Origin of the sequence: Polyangium jinanense, from assembly GCF_028435265.1 — a bacterium.
Classification (GTDB): domain Bacteria; phylum Myxococcota_A; class Polyangia; order Polyangiales; family Polyangiaceae; genus Polyangium; species Polyangium jinanense.
This window is the reverse complement of record NZ_JAGTJK010000002.1, coordinates 94,005-120,196: the sequence shown is the minus strand read 5'-3', so window position 1 is coordinate 120,196 and position 26,192 is coordinate 94,005. Positions and strand designations below refer to the sequence as shown.

Sequence of the window (26,192 nt, the reverse complement as noted above, 5' to 3'; positions counted from 1 at the left end):
GAACCACCGGCGAGCCGGGTCGGCGGCGGTTCGAGGTGGTTTCGAACCACCGGCGAGCCAGGTCGGCGGCGGCTCGAAGTGGTTTCGAACCACATGAAAGCCGGGTCGGCGGCGGTTCGAGGTGGTTTCGAACCACCTGAAAGCCGGGTCGGCGGCGGTTCGAAGTGGTTTCGAACCACCTGAAAGCCGGGTCGGCGGCGGTTCGAAGTGGTTCGACTAGGCCTTCGCGGGGACGCTCGCGGCGAAGGCGCTCCTCGCACGCGCGTCGGCCTTCTTCTCCGCGTCACGGAGCGGCCCGAAGACGAGCGCCTCCGTGGCGGGCGCGAGCTCGGCGAGCTCGCCGTCGGCGACGAAGGCATTGACGACCCGGATCCACCGATTGCGAGCCTTGACGAGCGACATCCCGGAGGCGAGCTCGGATTGCTCGGCGAGGAGGCGGCCCCTTTCGTCCTCGCGCTCGCCGAGCTGCTTGCCGAGGGCAATCCACTCGTCGAGGTACTCCGTCAGGGATGTCTGCGCGGGCCCCTGGCCAATAAAAATGACATTCGTGCGCGCCTTGATCGCGGGCGTGAGGCGGCCTTCGAGCTGCTGCGCCTGGCCGGCTTGCGCGCGATAGGTCTTTTGCACGCTGGGGAGGCCGTCGGGGATGAGGAGATCGCGGAGCTGGATGAGGTCAGCCCCGGTCTCGCCCCCGAGGAGCTCGGCGGTCGCGGTGAGGAACCCGAAGATGCCGCGGATGATCGAATCGTGCCGGACGTCGATCTTGGCCTGCTCGGCGCTGATCTCGTCGAGCCGCGGATTCTTGGAGGGCTGCGCCGCGGCGGCGAGGATGGAATGAATCTCGTCGATACGGGAGAGCTTGGCGGAGAGATCGGGGTTTCCGAGAATGGCCGCGCGGGCGAGGGATTGGGGGTCGACCCAGGTGGCGGAGACCTGGAGCATTTCTTCGGTTTGGAGGTTTTTGAGGGCCATGGAGAATGGCCGGGACGGTATCATGGGGTACAACGGCAAGGCAAGAGGGCTTCCAGTTGCGTTCGAAACGGCGGTAGCATCGGCGCGGGAAGTCCCATGCGCCGTGGCGTCTTCACCTCGTCCCTGCTGGCACTGCCCCTTCTCTTCTTCGCCTCGCCTGCGCATGCGCTGGAGTTCCGCGTCTGCGTCAAGCCGCCGGACGTCCCGCCCGGCATGACCCAGTGGGCCTATGAGCAGGGGTCGGCGAAGGTGTGGACCACGCGCAGCCGGATGGAGTTCGCGCGGAGGGTCGAGGGGCGCGCCGTTTTTATATACGACGCTCATGCCCCGCCAGAGAGCGTCCGGGTCCTGCCCATCCCGTACAACGCGCTGAAATGCCCGCCGCCGCCGCCGAAACCGGCGCCGGCGAAGGAGCCACCAAAAGAAGAGAAGAAAGCGGAGGACGGGAGCGCGAGCAAAGCGCCTGGCAAGCGCGGCGGCGACGAGGAACGCAAAGGCGGGGACGACGAGGGCAGCGTCGAGAAGCGCGTCGAGGAGCATCGCCTCCCGCAGCCGAAGGAGGGCCCGCCGCCTCCGCGTGCTTCGGCCCCGGAGAAGCGACAGGATCCGGTCTTGCCGCGGGAAGGCGTCTTGTCGAGCGAACCGATCCTCCCGCGACGAGAGGCGAAGTGGGCCGACAAGGAGCACGGGCTCGTGGATCGAGGCGGCGCGCTGCCGCTGCTCGTGGAGACGGAGGACCGGAAGCCTTTGAACGTCACGTCGTGCGAGCAGACGAAGGAGGGCTGCCCGGCGCGGAAGCAGAAGACGCGGGCCGGGGCGCTCCTGGAGCAGGTGGTGATCGCGGGGGCGATCTTCAACCTGCAAATGAACGAGGACCTCCATCGGCCCGACGGAAAGGAATACGGGATCGTCGGCGGGATGAACGCCGACGGGCCGAACGACCCGAGGCTCCAGGCGGCGGCCGCGGCGGTGATGTTTTCCCCGGTCGCGATGGCGCTCGGCAACAAGTTCATGAAGGCGACGTCGGAGGCCTTGGCACGCGGGGAGAAGGTCGTCATCAAGGACGTGGGTGAGCTATCGGAGGACGCGGCGAAGTACCTGGCGGAGGAGTTTGGAGAGGAGCTGACGGAGGCTCTTGCCAAGGCGGAGGTGATCGGGCCGTATCGCGTGCTGCAGCACTTCACGAAGAAGTATGGACGGGATTGGCAAGCGCATCACGTCTACGAGACGGCGAGGATGATCAAGGCGGGCCTCGATCCCCTGGATGGGCCGTGCGTGATCCTTTCGAAGGAGGTGCATCAGAGGTTCACGACCGAATTGGCACAGGCTACGAAAGGCATCGGTGAGCGGGAGCTCCCAAAACTGTGGGAAGCATACAAGAAGGTCTACAAGGCCAACCCTGCATGGCTCAAGGCTATCACGCACTACTTCGGGGAGTGAGCAAGGCACCCGTGGACCGTGAAGGACAAGGAATGAAAACCAAGGTACAGCTTTTTTTTCACGGCACGGAGGTCCCAGGACGAGAGCAGATCGTCCTGGAACCTGCAGGCTGCGGGCCCGACGTCGCTCGCGTGAGCGACATCGAATGGCAGGGAAGGCTCTCGGTATTCGTCTACGTCACCCTCAACGTCGACGATCCTCGTCTGGCGCTCCTGCAAAAGCTCCTTCTCGCCTACAAAGTAGACTGGAGCGAGGAGCGCTGGGATGAGTACACGGACGAGGATTTCGACGCTGCGCGCTTGATCCTCGCGCGCCCGCTCATCGAGATCGACGTCAACGGGGGCCCGAGGTTCGGAACGGATTACGACCTGTCGAGCGCGTGCCCGGCGTGCGGCGCGGGGATGCGGCAAACCTCGGCGTTCGTGATCGATGGCGCATACCCCGAGGAGATCGGAAAACTTGAGAAGTCTCCCGCCGTCGCCAGCAACGAGGAGATCCTGGTGAACGAGCGGCTGGCCGAGGTCCTCGAAGGCACAGGCCTCTCGGGGCTCTCGTTCCGGAGCGTGTACGTCCTGCAGAAGGATAAGCGCCAGACCAAGCTGCCCTGGCGGCAGATGTGGGCGTCGCACACGTTGCCACCGATGTCCCCACGCTCGACAGGGGTCTCCTGGGACCGGGCGTGCAAAACCTGCGGGCGTAGCAAGCTGGAAAGGTCAAGCCCGGGGCCCCTGCGTGTCGCCTACCGCGCCCAGGACCTCGTCGGGGCCCAGGACGTCAACCGGATGTGGGAGCGCTTCGGTCACGTTCAGTGGAACGGCGATCTGAAAACGGCCGTACTGGGGCAACCCTTTTTCCTCGTCACCCCCAAGGTCTGGCGCATCTTCCGCGACGCGGGCGTGACCGGGTTCCAGTGGATCCCCATCCGCGTCGTCGAGGAGGAGTGACGTTTTCAATCGGCTGTCGAGCGGACTGCCCCTCAATTCGAAGGCCCGCCCGCCTTCTTCATCATCTCCGCGACGCTCTCCTCGAGGCGCTCCCGGTACGCGGTGAGCTCCTCCACGAGGAGCCGAACCTCGCGCTCGATGTCCTTGAGCATCTCCATCTTTTCGACGCCCTCGCGCATCCGCACGATGTCCGCGTGCCGGACATCGATTCCCCCCTCCTCCATCAGGGAATCGAAGAGCTCCGGCTGCGAGGCGAGCTCGTCCAAGACCTCTTTCATCTGCTCCGCTCGCGCTTCGCTCATGGGCTGGATCCGCGCGCGCTCCTCCGGCGTGAGTCGCCTCCGAAGGAGCGGGAGCATCTCCACGAGCTCCTGCAGGTGCCGCTGGCCCTGCTCATGGTCGATGGTGGGCCTCGGCCCAGGGGCGTCCTCGAGCGTCATGCCCACCTCCACCGCGAGGGCGCGGCGTTGCTCGCGCAGGAAAGCCACCACGAGGTCGACACGACGGCGCATCTCGGAGACCGTGAGCGCGTCGAGCCGTTGCTGGAGATCGTCGTCGTCCGCCATCGAAATCGCTCCTACCGACCCCGCTCGTAATCCTTCGCCGCGCGCTCGACGATGTCCCAATCCCGCGCCGCGCGCTCCGACTCGGCCACGAGGTCCGCCGTGAACAACGTGAGCCCCCAGATCCCATTCTCGCGCCGCCGAAACCCGTACCGCGTCCCGCGCGCCGTCTCCACCGTCGCCCGCTCGCCCACGATTTCGACCTTCGCCATTCCCGACAGATCCCGCCGCAGCCGCGTCACGAATCCTTTTTTCGTCGCCAGATCCACCCACACGTCCGCCCCGTCCTCGGCCGTCGCGTGCGTCCGGTACGCGTCGAGCAGGCGCGTGCGCTCGGGCTCGGGGTAGGCCTGCGTGATGCGGTCGCTCGCCTTCTTGCGATAATCGCGGATGCTGTAGGCAGCGTGCTGCGCGGAGTCTTCGAGGTAATGGAAGCAGGTGCGCGCGTCGCCCTGCGAGAGGTTGAACGCAACCCGCAGGTAGGCGCCCTCGGGCGTGGTATCCGGCGGGAAACGAGACGCCGACCAGAAGACGTAGCCAGCGCCGCCGAGCGTGAAGAGGGCGAGGCCGGAGGCGAGGGCTTGGCGGCGCGTGAGGGGCATCGGCGAGGTTAGCGTCTCGTTTCCACGTGGAAGGCCGCTCGGCAAGCAGCCAGGCGCATCAGAAGGTGTGCACGAACAAGCCGCTCCGGAGCTTCGGCTCGAACCACGTGCTCTTCGGCGGCATGAGCAGGCCCGCGTCGCTCACCGCGAAGAGCTGCTCGATCTGCGTCGGATAGAGGTGGAGGCCCAGCGTGAACTCCCCCGCGTCGACGCGCCGCTCGAGCTCGCCGTAGCCGCGGATGCCGCCCACGAAGTCGACATGCTTGTCCCGGCGCGGGTCCTTCACGCCGAAGATCGGGCCGAGGAGGAGGTCCTGCGCGATCGAGCAGTCGAGCGAGGCGACCGGATCCTGGTCCCGCGCAGGATCCTGCGGGGCGCGCAGGAGGTACCACTTGCCCGCGAGGTACGCGCCGAAGGTGCGCGGCTCGGGCGGGGTCGCGGCAAGGCCGTCGGGGCGCGGCTCGACCTGCATGACCGACGCGAGGCGCTCGAGGATCGCCTCGGGCGAGCGGCCTTCGAGGTCCCGCACGACGCGGTTGTACGGCATGATCTTCATCTGGTCGTGCGGGAAGACGACCGCGAGGAAGATGTCGTGCTCGCGGCCGTCGCCGCGGAAGATCTGGTGCACGCGCGCCGCGGCGGCGCTGCGGTGATGGCCGTCGGCCACGTAGAGACACGCGACGTCCTCGAAGCGCTCTTCGAGCGCGCGCGTGGCGTCGCGGCCAAGCACCCAGAAGCGATGGCCGACACCGTCCTTCGTGGTGAAGTCGTAGATCGGCGGCGCCTCGGTCGAGGCCCGGACGAGCGCGTCGATCGTCGGGTCCTTGCGGTACGTGAGGAAGACAGGCTCGTCATGCGCGGCGAGCTCTTCGATGTGGCGCGTGCGGTCGTCTTCCTTGTCGGCCCGGGTTTTCTCGTGCTTCTTGATCGCGCCGGCGAGGTACTCGGACACGGCCGCGCAGCCGACGACGCCGATCTGCCGGTGGTCGCCCATGGATTGCGCGTAGAGGTAGAGGTGCGGCTCGGGGTCCTGGGTGAGCGCGCCCTCGGCGATGAGCTTCGCCAGGTTCTTCGCGCCCATGGCGTAGACCGCATCGTCGTGCTCGTCCGTGCCCTCGGGGAGGTCGATCTCGGGCCGGGAGACGTGCAGGAAGCTCGCCGGGTTGCCCTCGGCGAGCTTGCGGGCCTCGGCCGTGGAGATGACGTCATACGGCGGGCTCGCAACCTCGAGGGCCAAGGCGGGCGGGGGGCGGAAGGCGCGGAAGGGGCGGACTTTGGCCATGCGAGGCGGTTAACCCGGTTCGGGCGTCGTGTCGAGATGGGCGGCGCGCAGGCCCTCAACGAGGGCGGACGGGCTCTTCGGTCGAGAGGAAGACACGCCGGTGCCGGTACAGGTACACCTGGTTGCCGACGACCCAGAGCAGCGCGAACGGCGCGTAGTGGAGGAAGATCGCCGCGACGGGCAGGACCCAGTGGAGGTAGTAGCCGAACGCGCGCCGCCGCGAGAGCAAGACGGCGACCGTCACCACGAACGAGCACTGCAACGCGGTGACGAGGAACGCTATGAGGCTGCTCCGCCCCTCCCAGAAGGTCTGGGCAGCGATGAACGCGGTCCCCACGCCGCTCATGCCGAGCAGCGCCGGGTAGTAGTTCAACCACGAGAATCCGAGGCGCGGGTCCTCTTGCACCCGACGCGCGATCGAGAGCTTCTTCCGATCGACGCGCGCGCCTCGCTTTTGCAGCTCCGCGGCGGCGAGCGCCCGGGCCTCTTCGGTGTAGTCCTCTCGCGCGGGGCCGACGACCGCTCTCAGCTGTTCATCGGACATCTCCGCGAACCGCGCGGCCGCGTAGGCTCGATCGATCTCCGAGTCCGGCGTCGACATGGCCGCCCCCTTGCCCGAGAGTGTCGGCCCGCGAGCGCGCCCCGGTCAAGCGCTCGGAGCCGATCGGTCGGATCCTGTGGTACACGTCCCGCCGTGCCCGTGCCCGGAGACGACGACAACGAGCGGCTGACACCCACGATCCCGCCGCCGCCCATGATCGAGTCGGCCTCGGGCGCCCGGACGCGACGTGTCATCGCCGTCGGAGGCGGGCGCGGCGGCGTCGGCAAGACGCTGCTCACCGTGAACCTCGGCGTCTACTTCGCCCAGCTCGGCCGCGAGGTCGTCGTCTGCGACACCGATCCGTTCGGTTCGAACCTGCACGGCGTGCTCGGCCTGGAGACGCCGCCGCTCGTGACGAGCGAGGCCCTCGAAGAAGGCAAGGCCAAGCCCGTGAGCACGATCGTCCCGGGGCTGCGCCTCTTGCCCACGGCCTACGATCCGATGACCGCGACACCGATCCGCCCGAACCGCGGATCGCACTGGGCGAGGCAGATCGAGAAGCTCGACGTCGACTACGTCCTCCTGAACCTCGGCGCCTCGACGACGGCCTCCACGCTGGATCTCTTCCTCCAGGCCGACGTCGGGATCTGCGTGACGGCGCCCGAGCCGCTCGCGATCGAGACGACCTACCGCTTCTGCCGCGCGCTCTACCTGCGCGTGCTCCGGCGCGCGCTCACGAAGGAGCGCTTCAAGCTGCGCCTCGTCGAGCGCGTGATCGCGGCGCTCCCACCGCTCGCCCCGCCGCCGGCGATCGTCGCCGAGATCAAGCGCTACGACGACGGCGTGGCCAAGGTCGCGGCCGAGGAGATGCTGAGCGTCGCCGCGCACCTCGTCGTCGGCCAGACACGCCTGCGCTCCGACCTCGACCTCGGCATGAGCATGCACGTCATCGCCGAGCGTTTCCTCGGCATCTCGCTCGACTACCTCGGCCACATCGAGCACGACGACGCCGTGTGGCTGACGGTGCGGCGCAGGCAGCCGCTCCTCATCGACAGCCCCACGTCGAAGAGCGCGCGCAACATCGAGCGCGTCGCGCGCCGCATCCTCGCGCTGCTCGCCGCGCAGAGCACCCGCGGCGGCGCGCTCCCGGCCCGCGCGCCGGTCGCCCAACGTGCCGGCGCCCTGCCTGCCACGCTCTACGAGGTGCTCGGCGTGCCACGCACCGGCGCTGACGACGAGATCCGCCGTGCAGTGAAGCGCCAGCGGGAGATCTTCCGCGAGGGCAGCTTGCCGCTCTGCTCCGTCGTCGCGCCCGAGGTCTTGCAAAAGGTGCAAGCGCGCATCGAAGAAGCGCACGACACCCTGCTCGATCCCGTGCGCCGCCGCGCCTACGACCTCTCCACGTTCCCGGACGACACGCCCGCGACGGTCGTGCCGCAGCGCAGCAGCAACGCGGCGCAGGTAGCCGAGCTCGCCATGCTGCAGGCCGAGCTCGCGCGCGAGATCAACGCCGAGACGCAGTTCACGGGCGCGCTCCTGCGCAAGGTGCGCGAGTCGCAGGGGATCGAGATCACCGAGATCGCGCAGCGCACGAAGATCAACGTCGCGCACCTCAACGCGATCGAGAACGAGTCGTTCGGGGACCTGCCCGCGCTCGTGTACGTGCAGGGCTTCGTGCAGCAGGTCGCGAAGTTCTTGAAGCTCGACCCGGCGCAGGTCGCGAAGACGTACACGCGAAGGCTGCGGGATATCTCCCTTGGGCGCGCGAGGGGCAGTGGATAAGCCTTCGGACGAAGGACGGGATCGGCTCTTTTCGGCCGCCCTCTTCGTGCTGGCGCTCCTCCTGCGCCTCTACGTCGCCATCGCCTGGGCCCGCGAGCCCGTGTGGGACGGGCACTACTACGACTTCGGCGCGCGCCGCATCGCCGAGGGTTTTGGCTACTCCGACGACGTCGTCGTGGGCGGTCAGCGCGTCTGGCATCCCTGGTGCCACTACCCCGTCGGCTACAGCGGCTTCCTCGCGATCTTCTATCGGCTCTTCGGCGCGGGCCCCATGACCGCGCCCGTCGTCAACGCCGTCACGGGCGCGCTCGTCGTGGTGCTCGTACACAGGCTCGCGAGGTACGCGACGACGAAGAACCGCGCCCGCGCCGCGGGCCTTCTCTGCGCGCTCGATCCCGGCCTCATCGTCTACGCCGCGCTCGTGATGACCGAGCCGCTCGCCGCGCTCGGCCTCGTCGCGGCGGGGTGGCTCGTCGCGCGGGACGCGAAGACCAAGCCAATGCGCGGCGCGCTGCTCGCGGGCCTCACGCTCGGCCTCGCCACGCTGGTGCGGCCGCAGAGCCTGCTCTGCGCGCCTGCGCTCGGCTTGTTCACGCTGGGCGACGGCACGCTGCGCACGAAGCTGAAGAAGGGGCTCGTCACGGCCGGAATCGCGCTCGCGACGGCCGTGCTCGTCGTCCTGCCGTGGACCGCGCGCAACTGCCGCGTGATGGACGGCTGCGCGTTCGTGTCGACGAACGCCGGGTGGAACCTCGCGATCGGCGCCTCCCCGCGCGCCACGGGCCGCTTCGAAACGCTGCGCGCGAGCGACGGCTGCAAGGTCGTCACGGGCCAGGTGCAGCAGGATCAATGCTGGCGCGACGAGGGCCTGCGCTGGATCACGAACGACCCGATCCGCTGGCTCTCGCTCGTCCCGAAGAAGCTCAGCCACACCTTCGATCACGAATCGTTCCCGATGGGCTACCTCGGCGAAGCGAACCCCGCGGCCTGGCCCGAGCCGCGCAAAGCCACAGGCCGCGCCGTGCTCACCACGGTGCACGTCGCGCTGCTCGCGCTCGCCGCGCTGGGACTCGTCGCCTCCCCGCTCGGACGTTTGCCGCTCCGCGCGCGCCTCACGCAGATCGCGGCGCTCCTCGCGGTCCTGGGCGTCGTGCTCCACGGCATCCTCTCCGACGCGCATCCGTTCTGGCCGCTCGCCGTGCTGATCGTGCTCTTCGGCGCCCTGCCGCTCCCGGGCGCGCCGGCCCGCAACGCGGCCGTCGGTTACCTGGTCTTCGCCGTCGCCACCGTGGCGCTCACGCACGCGATCTTCTTCGGCGAAGACCGCTATCACGTGGTGATCACGCCGGTCCTCTGCTTGCTCGCGGCCCTCGCGTTGCGGCCGTCCGGAGCGCTCGCCGCTCCCTCACGAGCAGCCGCAGACGTTCCCCCACCGTCCTGACCAGGTCTGATAGAGTACCGTCATGTTGAAGAACCTGAGCCACGAGGATCGTCTTCAGGTGATGCGGTTCGTGTGCTCGTTCGCCTGGGCGGACCTCGAGGTCAAGCCCAAGGAGCGCGCCCTCGTCCACAAGATGGTCAAGGAGTTCCAGCTCGATCCCGACGAGGCAAAGCAAGTCGAGGGCTGGCTGCAGGTGCCGCCGCGCGCCGAGGAGGTCGACCCGGCCACGATCCCGGCCGCGCACCGGAAGATGGTGCTCGACGCCGCACGCCGGATCATCAAGGCGGACGGGAACGTGGACCCGGAAGAGGCGGAGAGCTTCGAGCTTCTCGAGCAGTTGCTAGCGTAACCGTTCGCCACCCCCAGCGTCCGTCTGGTACGCTCGGGGCGTGCTTCGCCAAGGTCTCGGTCGCCGGCACGGGCCGTGGGGGATCACCCTCGCGTGCGTGGCGACCGCGCTCGCCCTCACGATCACCCCTGCAAGGCCCGCCGGCGCGTTCCCGCACGTCGTCCGCTCCGGTGAGACGCTCGCGCAGATCGCCGAGCGCGTGTACGGCCGCGTCGAGATGGAGCAGATCCTCGTCGCGGCAAACTCCCTCGACGCGGGCAGAGGCCTGTCGATCGTGCCCGGCATGCGCCTGGAGATCCCGTCGGTCGGGCACCACCGCGTCACCGCCGGCGAGACCTGGACCTCGCTCGCCGACACGCTGCTCGGCCACCCCGAGCGCAGCGACGTCCTCGCCTTCGCGAACGAAGCCAAGCCCTGGATCCAGCCCACCGAAGGCCAGGAGATCCGCGTCCCCTACAACCTGCGCTACGTCGCCGGCCCGGGCGACTCGACGCTGACCGTCGCCTACCGTTTCCTCGGCCAGCGCGACAAGGCGTGGATGCTCGATCGGTACAACCGCCTCGGCGGCGAGTCGCTGCAGCGCGGCGACGTGGTGCTCGTGCCGCTCACCGAGCTCGAGCTCACGACCGAAGGAAAAGCCCTCGCCGCGAGCGCCGGCGCGCTCGTCCGCTCGGAAGGCGCAGGCCGCGCCCGCGAAGCCCAGCGTCGCGCCGAGACCGAGCTGCCACAGCTCGCCGCCGACGTGCGGAGCGGCCGCTACGTCGACGCCGTCGCCCGCGCGAGCCGCATGCTCGGCTCCGGCGAGCTCTCGCGCACGCAGCTCGCCCAGATCCACCAGCGCCTCGTCGAAGCCTACGTCGCGCTCGACGCCCAGGGCCTCGCCGAGACGTCCTGCCTCGCCTGGCGCGAGGCCGATCCCGCGCTCGTCCTCGACCCGATCGAGCTCTCCCCGAAGATCGTGCGTGCCTGCACGAACGCGAGCACCCTCGGCGCCGCGGCTCCGCCCGCCGCCGTGATCCCGTCCGCCCCAGCATCCGCGTCCGCAGCCTCGTCCACGCCCCCCAGCGCGCCGCGCCGCTCGCCCGTGGGAGGTCGGTAGGCGTGCAGCAAGGCGAGACGCGCGCCCCGGCCTCCTCCGACGCCGAGTATCTCGCGCCGGGCACCGTCGTCGCCTCGCGGTACACCGTCGCGTCCGTCGTCGGCGAGGGCGCGACGGGCATCGTCTACGTCGCCACGGACGGCGAGACGGGCGCGCGTGTCGCGCTCAAGGTCATCCACAGGAGCCTCTGCTTCGACCCGCACTTCTCGCGCCGCTTCACGCGCGAGGCCTCGATCCTGAAGCAGCTCGAAGGCAACCACATCGTGCGCCTGCTCGACGTCACCGAGGACGACGGCCTGCCCGTGCTCGTGCTCGAGTACGTCGAGGGCCTCTCGCTCGAAGCGACCTTGCGCAAGCACAGGCCCACGATCGAGGAGGCCGTGGAGATCACGCTCCAGATCTGCGCCGCGCTCGGCGCCGCGCACGCGGGTGGCTTCGTGCACCGCGATCTCAAGCCCGGCAACGTCATCATCCAGGGCGAGCTCGGCACGGGCCGTCAGCCAACGCATGGGGGCTCCGCTCCGACAAGCGGAGCTGCGCCCCCAAACCCCCCGCCCATGGTCTGGGTCGTCGACTTCGGCCTCGGCAAGGCCTTGCACCGCGATCCTTCGGGCACCTCGCTCACCGAGCGCAACATGATCCTCGGCACGCCCGAGTACATGTCGCCCGAGCAGGTCCGCGGCGACGAGCTCGATCATCGCTGCGACATCTACGCGGCCGGCGTCCTGCTCTTCGAGATGCTCACGGGCCGCGCGCCGTTCGCGGGCAAAACGCCCATCGCGGCCATGACCGCGCACCTCACCGAGCCCGTCCCCTCCCCGCGCGCCTCGAGCCCCGATCGCGACATCCCGCCCACGCTCGAAGCCGTCGTCCATCGCGCCCTCGCGAAAAACCCCGACGAGCGATACGAGACCGCGCGCGCCTTCGCCGAGGCCCTCTCCGCCGCGCGCGACGAACACCACGTCATCGCGCCGGCCGCCGTGGACGACGCCGACGCGCTCGCCACGGGCGACACCGAGCTCGAGCTCCGCACGGCCGTCGCGAAGGCCGTCGCGCTCGAGCAGAAGGCGTCGACGACGAAGGCCGCCGCGGAGCGCCCGGGACAGCCGGTGCGGTGGCCGTGGATCCTCGTGGCGGTCGTGCTCGCGGCCGTGGCGATCGCCGTCGGCGCGATGGCCGGCGCGCGATAGCAGGCAACGCGCATCGCGGATGGCTTTCGCGCGGCATCGCGGCGATAATGCGCGCGATCATGAAGACGCGCTTTCTTGGGAAGAAAGGTTTCCTCGCGGCCTCCGCTGTCGCACTCGGGGTCGCGCTTTTTCCGAGCGCGGCGCGCGCCGAGGTCGTCGCCGTCGATTGCGACGTCGATCCCGACTGGTGCAAGACCGCTCCGATCGGCTTCTCGCACAGCGACTCTCTCCCGATCGAATGGAGCTTCGACACGGGTTGGGTCCCGGCGAACTCGCCCTTGCAGGTCCACATCTGGGCGGGCGTTTATGCGACCACGCGCGTCTCGCTCAAGGGTGCGCTCGAAACGAGCTGGCCCGAGGCGCTTCTCCTCCGCGCGCCGGGCAACGTCGACGGCGGTTTGCTCTCGTATCACTACGGCGTCGAGCTCGGCGCGCAGGCGCAGTTCCACGTGGAGATCGCGGGCATCCCGTACGACTGGGTCGGCGACATCCCGTATATCCCGCAGATCGATTTCCAGGTCGAAGGCGAACAGGTCTTCAACGCGTGGGGATGGAACCCCGGCGCCACGCTCGCCAGCAAGACGCAGCCGCAGACGATCATCGAGGTCGGCCTCAGCGACATCATCAGCATCCCCAGCGTCTTCGTGGACGGCGGCCTCAAGGTCGACGTGCAGATGGAGCTCGCCGCGACGTACACGACCGAGCGCATCGTCGTGGAGACCGCCGAGGGCAAGAGCGTCAAAGGCGGCGACATCACCGAGGAAGACGGTGAGACGAAGGCCGAGTATTTGAACGGCCCCGCGATCGACCTCGACGTGCATCCCGAAGGGAACATCGACTACGACGGCATCATTCACCTGATCCCGGGCATGTGGATCGAGATCCTCGGCCAGAACTTCGCGTTCGACCTCGTCGACATCCCGATCACCTTCCCGATCACGCAGACGACGTGGTCGTTCCCCAAGCAACGCGTGCACGTGCCTCTGCCCGACGTCGTGCTGCCGAAGGCCGAGATCGATTTTGGCGAGGTCGAGGTCGGCCAGAAGAGCCTCGAGAGCTTCAGCGTGTGGAACGCGGGCGAGGCGCGCGCGAAGGTGACGCTCGTGTCGAGCAGCCCGGAGCTCTTCCCCGCGTGGGATCCGAGCATCGACATCGAGCCCGGCGTCACGGCGGACACGGCCGTGCGCTTCATGCCCCGGAAAAACGGCCCCTTCGAGGCGACGTTGTTCATCGCGTCCAACGACCCGAACGACCCGGTCCAGGAGATCGTCCTCAAGGGCGTGGGCTTCGGCGGCCCCGTGGCGCCGTCGCAGGACATCTCGCAGGAGAGCGGGTGCGCCTGCCGCGCCGCCGGAAACGACGCGCCCACCTCCGCCCCGGCGGGCCTCGCGCTCACCGCCCTCGCTGGGTTCGCAGCCCTCGTACGGCGAAATCGGAGGGTGGGTCGAGGTTGACCCCCATGGGTCCTGTGCGACCCCCCTTTCCGCCCGCCACAGGAACGACGCACACGGCATTTCGCCAGCTTACAAACTCACCCCTGGGTCTGTCGCGACCCCCCGTCCGACAAAAACCTGCGAAACTCCGCCAATTCCTTGGCTGGCATGACCGTTGCTGATGTCCATTCCGGACCTGACTTCAGCATCGGGGAGTTCCTGACATGTCGACGGCCACGCAGCAGGACCAGCACATCCACGAAACCCAGCCCTCTTCGCAGACCCGCGCCGTACGCCAGGCGCTCGTCTCCATGGGATCGCGCGTCGTCGGACAAGGCGCGGCGATCGAGGAGGTCGTCCGCAACATCGGAGTCCTCTCGACGTCCCGCACGCCCGTGCTCTTCGTGGGCGAGCCCGGCGCCGGCAAGCGCTTCTTCGCCCGGGTCCTGCACGAGACGACGGCCCAGGGTCCGCTCGTTCTGCTCTCCGACGAAGCCGCGCCCATCGACGCCGCCGCGCTCCGCACCGCCACGGAGAGCGCTCGCGGCGGCACGCTCGTCGTCGTCGACATCGATCGTCTCACCCCCGAGCTCGCCGACGAGCTCGTCGCGCTGGCGAGCCGCGGCGACACGCGCCTCGTCGCAACCTCCACGATGGCGCTCGATCCGAGCTGCTGTCACGCCGCGCTCTGCGCGCTCTTCACCACGAGCACGGTGAAGCTCCCGAGCCTGCACGAGCGCGCCGAGGACGTCCCGCAGCTCATCCAGCACTTCTTCGAGCTGCACGCGACGCGCTCGCGCCGCACCGATCTGCGCGGCCTGTCGCCCGAGGCGACCGCGCTGCTCGAAGGGCACACCTTCGCCGACCACGTGCGTGGCCTCGACCGCGCGATCGATCAGGCGATGGCGTTCGCCGAAGGCCCGTACGTGACCGTCTCGGATCTGCCGGAGGAGATCCGCGGATCGAAGCCGCTCGGCTCGTCGCTCCTGCTCGGCGCGCTGCCCGTGAACGGCCTCGATCTGCGCGCCGCGGTCGAGGAGTTCGAGACGCGCATGATCCTCCAGGCGCTCGAGCGCACGGGCTGGAACAAGAACCGCGCCTCGCGCTTGCTCGGCCTGAACCGCACGACGCTCGTCGAGATGATCAAGCGCAAGCGCCTCGCACCGCCGCTCGGCGCGCGCAAGCCGACCACGACGAAGGCCGACGCGCACGAGGTGCTCGCCGACGCCGAGTGATCAGCGCATCACGTCCTTGAAGCTCATGGCCGGCTTCGGCGAACCCTCGTGGGCCAGCCGGATCACGAGGTCGGCCATCTTCTCCACCACCCACGGAAAGTGCTCGGGCCCGAGCGACGTGATGTCGAAGTCGGGCGCCGAGTTCATGAAGTCGATCGCGTACGGCACGCCGTCGCGGATCGCGAGCTCGACCGTGTTCATGTCGTAGCCGAGCGCGCGACAGAGCGAGCGAGCGTCCTCCACGCAGCGCGCGAGCAGCGCCGGTTCGAGCGGCGGCATCGTCTCGCTCGCCCGCACATACCGGTCGAAATGCCCGAGCCGCGGATCCCAGAGCGCGGGCCGCACGTGCTCCTTGCCGATCACGATGCACCGCACGTACTGCGACCACGGGATCGCCTCCTGCGCGATCATCGTGAGCGTCCCGGTCCGATCGTACGCGCCCCAGAGCTCCTCCATCGAGCTCACGCGGTAGACGTCGCGAAACCCTCCGCCCCAGTGCGGCTTGATGAACATCGGAAAGCCGAGCTCGCGCGCCGCGCCTTCCCAGTCGAGCGGGAAACGCAGGTTGCAGAGCGTCTGGCTCGACACCCCCTCGCCGTACGACTTCGACGGCAAGACCACCGTCCTCGGCACGCGCACGCCGAGCCGCGCGGCGAGTGCGGTCCCGAAGAGTTTGTCGTCGGCGATCCGCCAGAAGGGGTTGTTCACCACGCGCGTGCCGTTCAGCACCGCGAGCTTCAGCACCGGCTGGTAACAGGTCACCTCGTGCGAGATGCGATCGACGAGCACGTCGTACGGCGGCGGACGATCGATCGAGGTGATGTCGAGCTCTGCGTAACTCGCGACCACGCCGGCGTCGCGCCGCGCGACCTCGGCGATCAGGGCATCGGGAAAGGAGCGCTCACGTCCGACGAGCAAGCCAACGCGGAGGACCATAGGGCCGTCCTACACCAAACCTCTGCGCTCGTCACAGGGCCATGCTGCGGAGTTCGCGCTTCAGGACCTTGCCTGTCGGGTTCCGCGGTAAGGACGGAAGAAACACGAATTCGCGCGGCACCTTCGCGCCCGACAACCGCGCGCGCGCGAACGCCTCGAGCTCCTTCGCTTCGGCGCTCACGTCCGCTTTCAGCACCACGAACGCGCGCACCCGCTCGCCCCACGCTTCGTCCGGGACGCCCACGATTGCGACCTCCGCGACCGCCGGATGATCGTGGAGCACGCCCTCCACCTCGGCCGGATACACGTTCACGCCGCCCGAGATGACCATGTCGCGCTTGCGACCTTCGAGAAAGAAGTAGCCGCGCTCGTCCCTCCGCGCGAGATCGCCGACCGAGAAGAACCCGTCCCGCATCGCGTCGCGCGTCCCCGCGTCGTCGGCGTGGTAGCCCGAGAAAAGCTGCCCGCTCCGTGCGTAGAGCTCGCCCACCGCGCCGGGCCCGCAGATCCGCCCGGACTCGTCGTAGAGCCGCACCTCCGCGCCCGGAATCGCGCGTCCGATCGTGCCCGGCGCCGCGCGCAGATCCGCGGGCTTCGCCAGCGTCACCACGCCCGTCTCCGTCGCCCCGTAGAAGTTGAACAGTTTGTCCCCAAAGAGCCGGAGCACCTCGTTCGCCAGCGGGACCGAGATCGCCGCGCCGCCCGTGAAGATCGCCTTCAGCGACGACGTGTCGTAGCGCCGGATCCTCTCCTCCCCGAGCTCCACGATCCGGTGCAGCATCGTCGGCACCACGGCGGTCGTGGTCACGCGGTAGCGCTCGATCGCTTCGAGGAACGACTCGGGCCGGAATTCACGCAGCACGATCACCGTGCTCCCGACGAGGTACGACATCGTGATGAACCCGAACGCCGTCGCGTGATAGAGCGGGCACACCGCGAGGTGCACCTCGCCCATTTCCATCGGCGTCTCCCCGATGAACGCGAGCGCCGCCGTCGTCGCGCCCTTGGCGAACTGCCGCACCGCGCCCTTTGGTTTGCCCGTCGTGCCCGACGTGTACATCACCACCGCGGGCTCGTCGCCCGCGTCCGGCGGCGGCCCCTTCGCCGACGCGACCAGCGCTTCGAGCGTCGGGAACGGCGCGGCCGCGCCGCCCACCGAGAAGCATCGCGATGCGCCGATCTGCGCGAGCTTCGGCCCTGCTTCCTGCACGGTCTCGGCGACGTCCACGTCGAAGAACAGCGCACGCGCGCCCGAGTGCGTCGCCACGTACTCGAGCTCGTTCGGCGTCGACCGGAACGAACAACTCACCGCCCCGCAGCCGAGCTTGCCGGCGGCGATCTGCAGCAGCACGAACTCCGGCCGGTTCTTGAGCATCAACGCGACGCGATCGCCCGACCGAACGCCTCGCTCGGCGAGGCCTGCGGCGATGCGCTCGATCCGCTCGTTCATCTCGGCGAACGAGTACGCGCGCTCCTCCACGAGCCTGCCGCTCGGCAGCGCGGAAAGCCCCACGAGGCCCACGGTGTGCGGATCGTTGTGGGCCATGAAGTGGAACAAGAGCGGCGGCGCGGCCTTCTTGGTCCGAAAAAGCTCGCGCGCGGCGGCTTCGAGCCCGGACCAGTGGACGTGACGCGGCATCTTGGTCTGGATCGCGACGCGGCCTACCGTCCGCGCCCCGAACACCATGCCCTCGGCGGCCTGCTTCAGCGAGGAGAGCCTCTCCTTCCAGTGCATGCGCGGATTGTAGTCTCGCGACGTTGGGGATAGGTTACTCCCGTGAGTGACCGGCGAACCACCGGAGGCCGCGCGGCCATCGAGCTGAACGTCGAGTACAAGCGCCTCAACACGTTCTTCGCCGACTACACGCGCAACATCTCGAAGGGCGGCACGTTCATCCGCACGGATCGGCCCCTCGACGTGAACACCGAGTTCGTCTTCGCGCTCAGCATCAAGAACCTCGCCGAGCCGCTCCGCCTCCGCGGTCGGGTCAAGTGGATCGTGCGCCCCGTCGACGCCACGCCCGACTCGCCCGCCGGCATGGGCATCGAGTTCCAGTACAACGACGAGAAAGAGCGCCGCGAGACCGAGGCGATCGTCGAGAAGCTCATGGCGAACGAGCTTGGCGACGAGCTCGCCGGCAAGCTCCTCGGACACAAGCCGAACACGAAGGCGTAAGCGCGAAGAGCTCCGTTCGTCTACGCCGGTTTCAAGCTTGCTTCGGCGTCCGGAGGGACTCGTCGCCTCGTGCAGGTTCGCGCCCGCCGTGTACACTCCGCGAAGATGCCTCCGAGATCTACGCCCCGCGCGCGCGCGTTCGCCCGAGCCATCCTCGCCTCGCTCCTCGCCGCCGGCGCCGCGGGCTGCGGGACGTCGGCCCGGCCCACGAAGACCCCCGTGCAGGTCGTCGAGGGCCCGGTCAAACCCGTCGACGTCCAGGACGCGGACTTCGCCACGACGCTCGCGCGTGTCCTTTCGGACGGCTCGCGCACCCCGGAGCGGCTCGGCACCGTCGCGGGCGTCGTGCGCCGCCAGCTCGCCCACGCCGAGCGACGCTTCGCGCTCGGCGCACCCGAGCGAGGGACCTCGAGCGTGATGGGCGCGCTCTACCTCGTCCGCGTCGGCGAGGGACAAGGCGCGATGGTCGACGCGTCCGGCGCGCGCGCGCTCGACGGCGCGATCCGACACCTGAGCACGCTCGGCGACGAGGGCCGCGTGCACGCGCTCATGCGCATGCGCGCCACCGCGCTCGGCACGAGCGCCCCGGGCCGCGCCGAGCTCGACGAGCACCTCTCGAACCTCGAACGGTGGATCGGCGACACCCACGCGGGCAGCCCCGGCGTGCGGCTCGGCGCCGAAGCGCGTTACCTGGCCGCGCGTGCGATGGTCGATCCGTCCGGCGAGACCCTCGACGCCGCGGCGAACGCGATCGAGGCGTGGGTCAATCGTGGCATCGAGATCAACCGCATCTTCCGGCAAACGGGTAAGCGGCCCGAGCGCGCCGAGGCCATGGAGGCGGCGCGCTCCATCGAGACGGGCGCGGTCATGCTCGCGTCGATCTTCATCCGCCACGGCGACGCCCAGGGCGCCTTGTCGCGCATCGAGAGCTCCGAGGTCCGGCTCATCACCGAGCCCGCGCTGCGCAGGAGCCTCATGGTCGCCTCGGAGGACGGCGATGCAGAGGCGTGGGAGATGGTCGCGGCGGCGTTCGCCAACGAAGGCGCGCCGACGAGCGAGGACGAGGACGAACGCGAAGAGCGGCTCGATCCGTGCCTCGTCGAAGCGGGCGTCTGGGGCAGCGTGCTCGAGGCGTACCGCAAGGACCCGAAGAACTTCCGCATGGCCGCGCTCCTTGCCGAGGAGCTCGTGCGCCTCGGCATGTCCGAGGGCGCGCCGGCCGTGCTCGCGGGCGCGCTCGGGGCGCAGCCGAGTGCGAGGTTCGTCGCGGCCGCGAACCGCATCGTCTTCGAGGCCATGGCCGTCGACGCCGACGCGGGCGACGTCGACGCCGTTCGCCGCACCTTCCGCGCCGCCGCGCCGATCCTCGCGGCCGCGGATCGACCGGAGATCGCGACGGCCGGCCTCGAACCCACGCCCGCGCGCCTGCGCTTGCTCATGGCCTCCGTCGAGGTCCGCAGTGGCGACCTCGCCGCGGCGCGCCCGCTCTTCGTGGCCGCCGCGAAAGGTGATCCCTCGGTCGCCGCGTGGATCCGCGTCGCGCGCGCAGATCGCCAGGCGAAGGACTCTGCCGCCGCACTCGACAACCTGCGCCGCGCGTATGCCGCGCCCGACGCGCGTGTCGCCCTCGCCGACCTCGCCGAGGCGCACCTGCTCGCGTTCGAGATCCAGCGCGACCTCGGCGCTGCCGACGCCGCCAAGGCCGAGCTCGCGGACGCGCTCACCGCCGCGCTCGCCTCGCAGAAGCAACGTGGCGATGCAGGGATGCGCGCGCGGGCCGAGACCTTGCTCGCCCGTGTCCTCGAAGCGTACGGCGATGCCAAGGCTGCAAGGCGCGCGCACGATCGTGCCCTCGCCGTCGCGGCCACCGATCGTCCTGCGCTCGGCGCCACCATCCTCCAGGTCACCTCCCGCGCGCTCGTGCGTCGCGACCTCGACGCGGCGCGCGCGGCCGTCCGCCAGGGCCTCGAAGCCGACGTCGATCAGGAAGAGCGCATCTACGGCGGCCTCTGGCTCCACCTCCTCGAACGGGAGCTCCGCGCGACGCCGGATGACACGGCCACGCGCGCGCTTGCGACGAACGGCGATCGGGACGCGTGGGTCGTCAAGCTCGCGCAATGGGCGCTCGGGCGCATGACGGACGACGGCCTGCTCGCCGCGGCACAGAATGCGGCGCAGCGAGTCGAGGCGGAGTTTTACACGGCCATGGCACGCCGCGCGTCGGGCGACCCGGCGGCGGCGGAGCGTTTGCGCAAAGTCGCGGACAGTCCGGTCCTCGATCTCGTCGAGGTTCAGCTCGCGCGAGATCTGCTTGCGCCGAATTTTCGCGTAGAGCTGCCACAGGGCGCCGCGCTGCCCTGAACGGTCGCCCTGGGAAGCGCATTTCCCTCCCGCGACCGGCCACGAATGTTATCATACATTCATGAAATTCTTATTGGCGCGGGGTGCTTCCGTCCTCGTTTCTGCAAGCGCGCTCGTCCTCGGCGGCTGCGGCGCCGACGGGCCTGTCGTTTGGCCAATCAGCGGCGCGACAGACGGTGATTTTCCGCTCTCATCGACCTTTGGTCCCCGCGTTCGTACGGACGACGACGTATACGACTTTCATCGTGGCATCGACATTGCCGTCCCCGAGGGCACGGACATCTACTCGATCGCCGCGGGCGTGGTCAGCGAGATTCAGGAGGACACGAGCGCTGGCGGTATGCTCGTCAAGGTCGATCACGGCAGCTATTACAGCACGTACGTGCATTGCTCCGAGGTCGACGTCGACGTCGGAGACAGGGTCGACGCCGGCGAGTTCATCGCCGAGAGCGGCAAGGCCTCGAATGGCTTTGCGCACCTGCACTTCGAGATTCGCAAGCCCGGCGACAACAAGAAGGACTGCGTCCACCCGCTCGACGTCCTGCCCTATACCGACAAAGGCGCGCCCACGCTGGAGATCGGCAAGGTGGACATGACAACCCCTCTCCAGCCCAAGGTCACGGTCACGGCCCGTGTGGGCGCGGGCGAGCTCGATCTTCGCAGCGTTTCCGTCGCCACCTACGAGGCCGACGCGGCCGCCATCCTCGAAGGCCTCGTGCCTCTCTCCGAGCGGACCTACGACATCGAGACCTGGAATCGCACCTATACGTCGAGCGAATCCGACGTCGTGATCGACGACCCGAACAACGAGGGAATCCTCGTCCGGCCGCAAAAATACAACAACACGATGCCGGCGCAGGAGATCGATTTCACGTTCACGGGGCTCGTCGGCACCGTCACGAGCGGCATGCTCCGCGTCCGGGCCGTGGCCGTCGACGTGAAGGGCAACAAGATCAGCGTCGAATCGCAGTGACGCGCGGAAAACCTGCCCGCGTCAGGGCAGGATGTTGAAATTGTCGAAACGCGCGCGGCCCGGGTCCTGCGCCGGTTCGTCGATTCCTCCGGTCAAGGCCACGTACATCTCCCCGAAGGGCAGCGGGTTCGGCTCGCTCGCCTGCACCGTCCATTGCTGCGCGTCGGGCGACGTCTCCCAGAGCGTCGTCCCGTCCTGCTCGCGAATGCGCCAGAACGCGTGTTCGGTGGGATCGTATTCGGTGAACGCCACATCGGTGTAGTTGTTGTCGAGGATCTTGTGGAAGTACAGCGTCCCCTGGTAGAAAGCGATCTCGACCGCGTTGTCGCTCCCCGTGCCGATCTGGAACGACGCATAAGCTTTGGCGGCCGGGTTCGGGACCTCCAGCACCTGGACGAACGCGCCGCAATTCGAAACGTCGTACGGCTGGGTCGAGTAATGCACCGCGTACCCGGGGGCCCCGGACTGGATCTCCACGACCAGGTTGCCCTCGGACTCGGCGATCGACCCGCCGTTTTCCACGTAGATCGACCATTTCGCCGGATCGGTCATCCCATCGTCGAAATCGTCCTTCAAGTCGATCGTGCACTGCGGAGCGCCGCCCGCGCCGCCCGCGCCGCCCGCGCCCCCGGCGCCCCCGGCGCCGCCCGTGCCGGAGCTTGCGCTGCTGCTGCTCACCGAAACGCCCACGCCGGAATCGCTGCTCGAAGCGCTCGTCCCCGTATCCGCGCCTCCGCCGCCGAGCCGCGGATCGTATGCGTCCCAGTCTCGGCTGCAACCGACGAGACCCACGAAGAGCGGCAACCAGGCGAGCCTCGAAATCGTGTTGTTGTACGTCATGCCAAACCTCGCCCGGCTCAGAACGCCCCGCCCACCTCGACGAACGCGCCCGCGGGCCCGACCATCACCCTCGCGTCCGCCTTCTTCGCCGCTTTTGGCCCGCCGAGCGCAATCATCAGCGCGCCCGCTGCCACGCCCACCGCGCCGCCCACGAGCGAGCCGAGCGCGATCGTATCGAGCCGTTTTCCCTCGTCGATCACGTCCGCATAGCGCGGATCCGTGCACCGATTGCCCCCGCAATCGGCGACGAGCCCATCATACTTGCTCTGCGCCATGGCGGTCGTCACGCCAAACACCCCGAGCCCCACCACGCCGAGCCCTGCGACCACGTATCCGGCGATCCGCACCCCGCCGCCCGTCGTCGATTCTGCGGGCGCGGGCGCGCTCGGCTCGGTCTTTTGCGCCTCGGCGCCCGGGGCCACGAAGATCGTCTTCGTCTGCCCGCCGACCACGACCTCCTCGCGGTGCATGGGCGCGCCTTTCGCCGGCTCGACGTCCACCACCACCTTGCCCGGCAGCACCACGATGGCCACGCCGAGCCGCTCGGCGGACAGCTCCGTGCCATTGAGGGTCACGCGCGCGCCCTCGGGCTGCGCGAGCGCCACGATCACCTTCGCCACCTTGGGCTCGAGCGCCGCGAGGTCGGCGGCCGCGCTGTCGCGGGCCCGCTCGTATTTTGGTTGCTGCTCGGCGAGTGTCGCCGCCTCGATCCGCGTGGCCGCGAGCTCTTCGTACGCCTCGACGACCTTGCCCAGCGCGAGGAGCGCGCGTGCGACCATCAATCGTGCATTCGGGCTCTTCGTGATGGAGTAGGCCTCGCGAAACTTGGCGATCGCCTCCTCGTGCCGGCCCTTGTCGAATAGATCCTGCCCCGCGTCGAACGCCTTCTGCGCCGCGGCCGGGGATGCGGTGGTCGGCTCGGCGAACGCGGGCGCGCTCGAAATCGTGAGCTGGGCCGCCACCACGAATGAAGCGAGAAAACGTCGCATGAAACCCGTCATAACTCCCGGGGGCGATAGCCCCCCTTCACCGGAGGTTTTGCCGTTCGGCTCGTCGTGGCCGTCGAAGGAGGCGCCGCGGGCTTCGCCACCGCGGGCTGCACCACCTCCGCGGGCGCCGCATTCGCCGACGTCGCCGCGGACGCCGTGGCAGACGCGGCCGGCGGCGGCACCGCGGCCGTCGTCGCGGGCGGCGCTTGCGTCTCGACCGGCGCGCCCTGCGCGGCCGGCCGCTCGTTCGGCCCATTCGCGTCCGTGGGCGGCTTTCCATACCGGATCCACACGAACAACGCGAGCGCCGCCACCGCCACCGCGCCCACTGAAATGAAAACCCCCCGGAACGACCTCTTCTTCGACGCCTCGACGTCCGCATCCCGCGTGCTCGTGAGCGCCGTGCGCGCCGGCGTCGCGGGCGGGGACAGCGGCGCCTCCTTGCTCGCCGGCCCCGACCCCGAGCCCGTCACGCTCGAAAGGCCGGATATCACCGAGCGCCGGCCCTCCGGGGCGAGCGCCGACGGCGCGCGGTGCACGTTGATCGCCCGGACATACGCCGCCACCGCGCGGTGATTCGCAACCACGACCCCTTCCGCGCGCGCGGACGCCTCCAGCGCCTCGGCGAATTCGGCGGCGCTCGGGTATCGCTGGTCCGGGTTTTTCTCCAATGCCTTCAAGCAAGCGCGCGCAACGCCCTCGGGCACCTCCGGAATCACCTCGCGTGGCGAGACAGCCACGCCCTCGGTGATCTGGTACATCATCGCGACCTCGCTATCGCCCTGCACGAGCCGCCGGCACGCGAGCATCTCCCACAGCACCGCCCCCGCCGCATACACGTCCGTGCGCCGATCGAGCGACTTCGAGCGAATCTGCTCGGGCGCCATGTACGGCACCTTCCCCTTCACCGTCCCCGTGCGCGTGCTCGAAAGCCGTGAATCGGCGCGCGCGACCCCGAAATCCGTGAGCTTGGCAATCCCATCCGTGCTCACGAGAATGTTTTGCGGGGACACATCACGATGCACGATGTGCAGCGGCGTGCCGCTCTCGTCCGTGAGCTCGTGCGCGGCCTCGAGGCCCGAGAGTGCGTCGAGGAAGAGCCGGAGCCCGAGGTCGATCGGCACGCGATCGTGTTGACGAACGGCGCGCCGCAGGATCTGCTGCAGGCTCGGCCCCTCGACGTATTCCATCACGAGCGAGAGCGAGCCCTCCTCGTTCTCGGTCACGTCCAGGGTCGCGACCACGTTCGGGTGCCGGATCTGCGCGGCGAGCCGGGCTTCGTCGAGGAACATCGCGACGAACTCCGGCTCCTTGGCGAGATGCGGATGCATCTCCTTCACGGCGACGAGCCGTTCGAACCCGCCGAGGCCGTGGGCACGCGCGAGGTAGACCGTGGCCATGCCGCCGGACGCGATCTCGGCAAGCTTGTCGTAACGGCCGCGCTCGGATGCCATCCGACCAGGGTACACGAGGGCCCCGATCTCTGGAAGTCCTCCAGATCACGAGCCCTTCGCGGGGCTCGTCACGGCCGGCTAATCGTCGTTCCCGCCCCCCGGTGGTTCCTTGTCGATGTGCACGTGCGACGCGATGTTCAATTTGCCGACCGACGTCGTGTCGTTGTCGCGGAGCCCGTCGTTGTTCTCGTCGGGGTTCTTCGCGTTCGGCAGCGGCAGATCCGTATTGCCCGTTTGCAGCGCCTTCGTCCCCTTTTCGAGCAGCACCATCCGCCCGCCCGCGGTCTCCTTCGCCCGCAGCGCGGCCCGGTAGAGGTTCAGGATCGCGGTCCGACCTGCCTGCGTCCCCCGCGTGCTGTTGTAATTGCCGGGCGCCATGTCGATCGCGCCGCCGTGCTGGTGATTCGAGTTCGGCACGCCCCCGACCGCCTTGTTGCGTTGCGGGCACCGCCACGAGCTGTTCACCGTCACCCGCTCCCCATACTCCGCCTCGACGGCCTGGAGCAGCTCCAGCATTCCGGAGTTCAGCACCACGCGGTGCGACGCGTAGTTGTTGTTGTTGAGGAACTCCTCCCGCGGCGCCGTCACGATCTGGTCCCGATACGGCACGTGCAGCGACGTCTTCTTCGCCGCCAGCGAACGATAATCGACGTACTCCTGCCGGATGATGTCGCGCACGTCCTGCTCGATCTTCTCCGTGTACGTCGTCGACCGCCCCCGCGTCAGCTTCACCGTGATCTCGTAGCCTACCGGCTTGTTCGGCGACTTCGAGCCGCCCACGGGCCGCTGCGACGCCGTCACCTTCGGGACCCACGTGAACTCCGCGCCCTTGCCCTTGTTCGGCGTCGGCGTCCCGCTGTGACTCCCGATGGGTTTCACCTCCCACTCCGCGTCGGCCATCGGCGGGTTTGTCCGGACCGTCAGCTTCCGATCCTGCCCGATCAGGAAGATGAACTCCTTCGCCGGCACCCACACCTCTTTCGTGTACCGGTTCGGCGTCTTGTCCTTCTGCCCGGCTTCCGTGTAGCGGCTCTTGTATTCGAGCTTGAAGCCCGCCGGGCAATCCGCGCACGCCGCGCCGGCCTCGGACGCGGGCATGTTCGACGCGGCCTGGTTCGCGTTCTCTAGCTGGTTGGCCGTTGCGGTCTGGTCCTCCGGCCGCTCCGGCCGCGGCCGCGGAATGGGCACATCGCCTTCACTCACGACCCACCTCCTCGGAAGCCTTTGGCGCGTCGCGCTCGCGCAGCCACGCGATGGCCCGGTCCATCAATGCGCTCACCTTCTGCCACCCGCTCGCCTCCGGGTCTTCGAGAATCTCGCGCACCCAGGGCAGCGCCGGATCTTCCTCGAAATCGGGCCCGAGCACCAGCATCAGCGACACGTAGCGGAACACGTCCTGCTCCGACTTGCACCCGTGACGCGCCGCGCGCCCGAGCGCCCGATCGACGAGCGCGGCGCATCCCTCCTCGCCGAGCCTCGACCATTCCGCCGGAAAAATCCCTTGGATCTGCGCGAGCACGCGCTCCCGGTACTCTTCGAGCTCCGCCTGGCGCAGCGCATCGACCTGTTCGCGAAGGATTCTCAACATGG

Annotated in this window: 24 protein-coding genes; 12 read left to right on the top strand and 12 right to left on the bottom strand. The window is 69.0% G+C overall.

Annotated elements, in window-relative coordinates; all coding sequences use genetic code 11:
• Positions 1-216 precede the first annotated feature (216 nt).
• The gene (locus tag KEG38_RS04795; protein ID WP_272417828.1) at positions 217-972 is read right to left on the bottom strand and encodes a hypothetical protein; all 756 of its coding nucleotides are present in this window, start codon (positions 970-972) and stop codon (positions 217-219) included.
• Positions 973-1,068: 96 nt separating this feature from the next.
• Between KEG38_RS04795 and KEG38_RS04790 the strand changes: the two genes are divergently transcribed.
• Both KEG38_RS04790 and KEG38_RS04785 read left to right on the top strand, forming a co-directional pair.
• Positions 1,069-2,412, top strand: coding sequence for a hypothetical protein (locus KEG38_RS04790; RefSeq protein WP_272417827.1), 1,344 nt, complete (start codon positions 1,069-1,071; stop codon positions 2,410-2,412).
• A 32-nt stretch (positions 2,413-2,444) separates the two neighbouring features.
• Positions 2,445-3,356, top strand: a complete 912-nt coding sequence (locus tag KEG38_RS04785; RefSeq protein WP_272417826.1) for a hypothetical protein — start codon at positions 2,445-2,447, stop codon at positions 3,354-3,356.
• 32 nt (positions 3,357-3,388) lie between these two features.
• Here the strand turns inward: KEG38_RS04785 and KEG38_RS04780 are convergent, their stop codons facing one another.
• The 4 genes from KEG38_RS04780 to KEG38_RS04765 are packed head-to-tail and all read right to left on the bottom strand — an operon-like array spanning position 3,389 to position 6,404.
• A complete protein-coding gene (locus tag KEG38_RS04780) occupies positions 3,389-3,922 on the bottom strand; it encodes a hypothetical protein (protein ID WP_272417825.1) in 534 nt (177 codons plus the stop codon).
• Positions 3,923-3,933: 11 nt separating this feature from the next.
• Positions 3,934-4,521, bottom strand: coding sequence for a hypothetical protein (locus KEG38_RS04775; protein ID WP_272417824.1), 588 nt, complete (start codon positions 4,519-4,521; stop codon positions 3,934-3,936).
• Between the two features lie 58 nt (positions 4,522-4,579).
• Positions 4,580-5,803, bottom strand: coding sequence for a DUF1015 domain-containing protein (locus KEG38_RS04770; protein WP_272417823.1), 1,224 nt, complete (start codon positions 5,801-5,803; stop codon positions 4,580-4,582).
• A 55-nt stretch (positions 5,804-5,858) separates the two neighbouring features.
• Positions 5,859-6,404: a hypothetical protein gene (locus tag KEG38_RS04765; protein ID WP_272417822.1), complete on the bottom strand. Its 546-nt coding sequence runs from the start codon at positions 6,402-6,404 to the stop codon at positions 5,859-5,861.
• Positions 6,405-6,497: 93 nt separating this feature from the next.
• Between KEG38_RS04765 and KEG38_RS04760 the strand changes: the two genes are divergently transcribed.
• The 7 genes from KEG38_RS04760 (at position 6,498) to KEG38_RS04730 (ending at position 14,873) form a co-directional block, all read left to right on the top strand.
• Positions 6,498-8,126 carry a helix-turn-helix domain-containing protein gene (locus KEG38_RS04760; protein WP_272417821.1) on the top strand — a complete coding sequence of 543 codons (1,629 nt, stop codon included), beginning with the start codon at positions 6,498-6,500 and terminating at the stop codon, positions 8,124-8,126.
• Positions 8,119-9,567: an ArnT family glycosyltransferase gene (locus KEG38_RS04755; RefSeq protein ID WP_272417820.1), complete on the top strand. Its 1,449-nt coding sequence runs from the start codon at positions 8,119-8,121 to the stop codon at positions 9,565-9,567. The genes KEG38_RS04760 and KEG38_RS04755 overlap by 8 nt, the downstream gene beginning before the upstream one ends.
• 22 nt (positions 9,568-9,589) lie before the next feature.
• Positions 9,590-9,916, top strand: coding sequence for a tellurite resistance TerB family protein (locus KEG38_RS04750; RefSeq protein WP_272417819.1), 327 nt, complete (start codon positions 9,590-9,592; stop codon positions 9,914-9,916).
• Between the two features lie 40 nt (positions 9,917-9,956).
• Positions 9,957-11,015, top strand: coding sequence for a LysM peptidoglycan-binding domain-containing protein (locus KEG38_RS55415; RefSeq protein WP_272417818.1), 1,059 nt, complete (start codon positions 9,957-9,959; stop codon positions 11,013-11,015).
• Positions 11,016-11,017: 2 nt separating this feature from the next.
• Entirely contained in the window at positions 11,018-12,205 is a 1,188-nt protein-coding gene (locus KEG38_RS04740) for a serine/threonine-protein kinase (RefSeq protein ID WP_272417817.1), read from the top strand.
• A 59-nt stretch (positions 12,206-12,264) separates the two neighbouring features.
• On the top strand, positions 12,265-13,659 hold the full coding sequence (locus tag KEG38_RS04735; protein WP_272417816.1) for an Ig-like domain-containing protein: 1,395 nt from the start codon (positions 12,265-12,267) through the stop codon (positions 13,657-13,659).
• A gap of 203 nt (positions 13,660-13,862) precedes the next feature.
• A complete protein-coding gene (locus KEG38_RS04730; protein WP_272417815.1) occupies positions 13,863-14,873 on the top strand; it encodes an AAA-type ATPase lid domain-containing protein in 1,011 nt (336 codons plus the stop codon).
• Here KEG38_RS04730 and KEG38_RS04725 read toward each other — a convergent pair whose 3' ends face one another.
• Entirely contained in the window at positions 14,874-15,809 is a 936-nt protein-coding gene (locus KEG38_RS04725; RefSeq protein WP_272417814.1) for an ATP-grasp domain-containing protein, read from the bottom strand.
• Between the two features lie 31 nt (positions 15,810-15,840).
• Positions 15,841-17,544 (bottom strand): class I adenylate-forming enzyme family protein, encoded by a 1,704-nt coding sequence (locus KEG38_RS04720; protein ID WP_272417813.1) that lies wholly within the window; start codon positions 17,542-17,544, stop codon positions 15,841-15,843.
• Between the two features lie 42 nt (positions 17,545-17,586).
• Between KEG38_RS04720 and KEG38_RS04715 the strand changes: the two genes are divergently transcribed.
• The 3 genes from KEG38_RS04715 (at position 17,587) to KEG38_RS04705 (ending at position 21,319) form a co-directional block, all read left to right on the top strand.
• Positions 17,587-17,985, top strand: a complete 399-nt coding sequence (locus tag KEG38_RS04715) for a PilZ domain-containing protein (protein WP_272417812.1) — start codon at positions 17,587-17,589, stop codon at positions 17,983-17,985.
• Between the two features lie 105 nt (positions 17,986-18,090).
• Complete coding sequence (locus tag KEG38_RS04710) at positions 18,091-20,346, top strand: hypothetical protein (protein ID WP_272417811.1); 2,256 nt, start codon at positions 18,091-18,093, stop codon at positions 20,344-20,346.
• Positions 20,347-20,407: 61 nt separating this feature from the next.
• Entirely contained in the window at positions 20,408-21,319 is a 912-nt protein-coding gene (locus KEG38_RS04705; protein ID WP_272417810.1) for a M23 family metallopeptidase, read from the top strand.
• Positions 21,320-21,340: 21 nt separating this feature from the next.
• On the opposite strand, the gene KEG38_RS04700 is transcribed toward KEG38_RS04705, so the two are convergent.
• The 5 genes from KEG38_RS04700 to KEG38_RS04680 all read right to left on the bottom strand — a co-directional run bounded on the left by KEG38_RS04700 (position 21,341) and on the right by KEG38_RS04680 (position 26,190).
• Positions 21,341-22,159: a hypothetical protein gene (locus tag KEG38_RS04700; RefSeq protein WP_272417809.1), complete on the bottom strand. Its 819-nt coding sequence runs from the start codon at positions 22,157-22,159 to the stop codon at positions 21,341-21,343.
• A gap of 17 nt (positions 22,160-22,176) precedes the next feature.
• Positions 22,177-23,148 carry a hypothetical protein gene (locus tag KEG38_RS04695; RefSeq protein ID WP_272417808.1) on the bottom strand — a complete coding sequence of 324 codons (972 nt, stop codon included), beginning with the start codon at positions 23,146-23,148 and terminating at the stop codon, positions 22,177-22,179.
• Positions 23,149-23,156: 8 nt separating this feature from the next.
• Positions 23,157-24,602: a serine/threonine-protein kinase gene (locus KEG38_RS04690; protein WP_272417807.1), complete on the bottom strand. Its 1,446-nt coding sequence runs from the start codon at positions 24,600-24,602 to the stop codon at positions 23,157-23,159.
• A 78-nt stretch (positions 24,603-24,680) separates the two neighbouring features.
• Positions 24,681-25,805 (bottom strand): D-Ala-D-Ala carboxypeptidase family metallohydrolase, encoded by a 1,125-nt coding sequence (locus KEG38_RS55410; RefSeq protein WP_272417806.1) that lies wholly within the window; start codon positions 25,803-25,805, stop codon positions 24,681-24,683.
• The gene (locus KEG38_RS04680; protein WP_272417805.1) at positions 25,798-26,190 is read right to left on the bottom strand and encodes a hypothetical protein; all 393 of its coding nucleotides are present in this window, start codon (positions 26,188-26,190) and stop codon (positions 25,798-25,800) included. The genes KEG38_RS55410 and KEG38_RS04680 overlap by 8 nt, the downstream gene beginning before the upstream one ends.
• Positions 26,191-26,192 lie beyond the last annotated feature (2 nt).

What these genes read in the sequence shown, in the direction of transcription:
- KEG38_RS04795 (WP_272417828.1), bottom strand. Translation starts at nt 972, where the DNA reads ATGGCCCTCAAAAACCTCCAAACCGAAGAAATGCTCCAGGTCTCCGCC.
- KEG38_RS04790 (WP_272417827.1), top strand. Translation starts at nt 1,069, where the DNA reads ATGCGCCGTGGCGTCTTCACCTCGTCCCTGCTGGCACTGCCCCTTCTC.
- KEG38_RS04785 (WP_272417826.1), top strand. Translation starts at nt 2,445, where the DNA reads ATGAAAACCAAGGTACAGCTTTTTTTTCACGGCACGGAGGTCCCAGGA.
- KEG38_RS04780 (WP_272417825.1), bottom strand. Translation starts at nt 3,922, where the DNA reads ATGGCGGACGACGACGATCTCCAGCAACGGCTCGACGCGCTCACGGTC.
- KEG38_RS04775 (WP_272417824.1), bottom strand. Translation starts at nt 4,521, where the DNA reads ATGCCCCTCACGCGCCGCCAAGCCCTCGCCTCCGGCCTCGCCCTCTTC.
- KEG38_RS04770 (WP_272417823.1), bottom strand. Translation starts at nt 5,803, where the DNA reads ATGGCCAAAGTCCGCCCCTTCCGCGCCTTCCGCCCCCCGCCCGCCTTG.
- KEG38_RS04765 (WP_272417822.1), bottom strand. Translation starts at nt 6,404, where the DNA reads ATGTCGACGCCGGACTCGGAGATCGATCGAGCCTACGCGGCCGCGCGG.
- KEG38_RS04750 (WP_272417819.1), top strand. Translation starts at nt 9,590, where the DNA reads ATGTTGAAGAACCTGAGCCACGAGGATCGTCTTCAGGTGATGCGGTTC.
- KEG38_RS04735 (WP_272417816.1), top strand. Translation starts at nt 12,265, where the DNA reads ATGAAGACGCGCTTTCTTGGGAAGAAAGGTTTCCTCGCGGCCTCCGCT.
- KEG38_RS04730 (WP_272417815.1), top strand. Translation starts at nt 13,863, where the DNA reads ATGTCGACGGCCACGCAGCAGGACCAGCACATCCACGAAACCCAGCCC.
- KEG38_RS04725 (WP_272417814.1), bottom strand. Translation starts at nt 15,809, where the DNA reads ATGGTCCTCCGCGTTGGCTTGCTCGTCGGACGTGAGCGCTCCTTTCCC.
- KEG38_RS04720 (WP_272417813.1), bottom strand. Translation starts at nt 17,544, where the DNA reads ATGCACTGGAAGGAGAGGCTCTCCTCGCTGAAGCAGGCCGCCGAGGGC.
- KEG38_RS04710 (WP_272417811.1), top strand. Translation starts at nt 18,091, where the DNA reads ATGCCTCCGAGATCTACGCCCCGCGCGCGCGCGTTCGCCCGAGCCATC.
- KEG38_RS04705 (WP_272417810.1), top strand. Translation starts at nt 20,408, where the DNA reads ATGAAATTCTTATTGGCGCGGGGTGCTTCCGTCCTCGTTTCTGCAAGC.
- KEG38_RS04700 (WP_272417809.1), bottom strand. Translation starts at nt 22,159, where the DNA reads ATGACGTACAACAACACGATTTCGAGGCTCGCCTGGTTGCCGCTCTTC.
- KEG38_RS04695 (WP_272417808.1), bottom strand. Translation starts at nt 23,148, where the DNA reads ATGCGACGTTTTCTCGCTTCATTCGTGGTGGCGGCCCAGCTCACGATT.
- KEG38_RS04690 (WP_272417807.1), bottom strand. Translation starts at nt 24,602, where the DNA reads ATGGCATCCGAGCGCGGCCGTTACGACAAGCTTGCCGAGATCGCGTCC.
- KEG38_RS04680 (WP_272417805.1), bottom strand. Translation starts at nt 26,190, where the DNA reads ATGTTGAGAATCCTTCGCGAACAGGTCGATGCGCTGCGCCAGGCGGAG.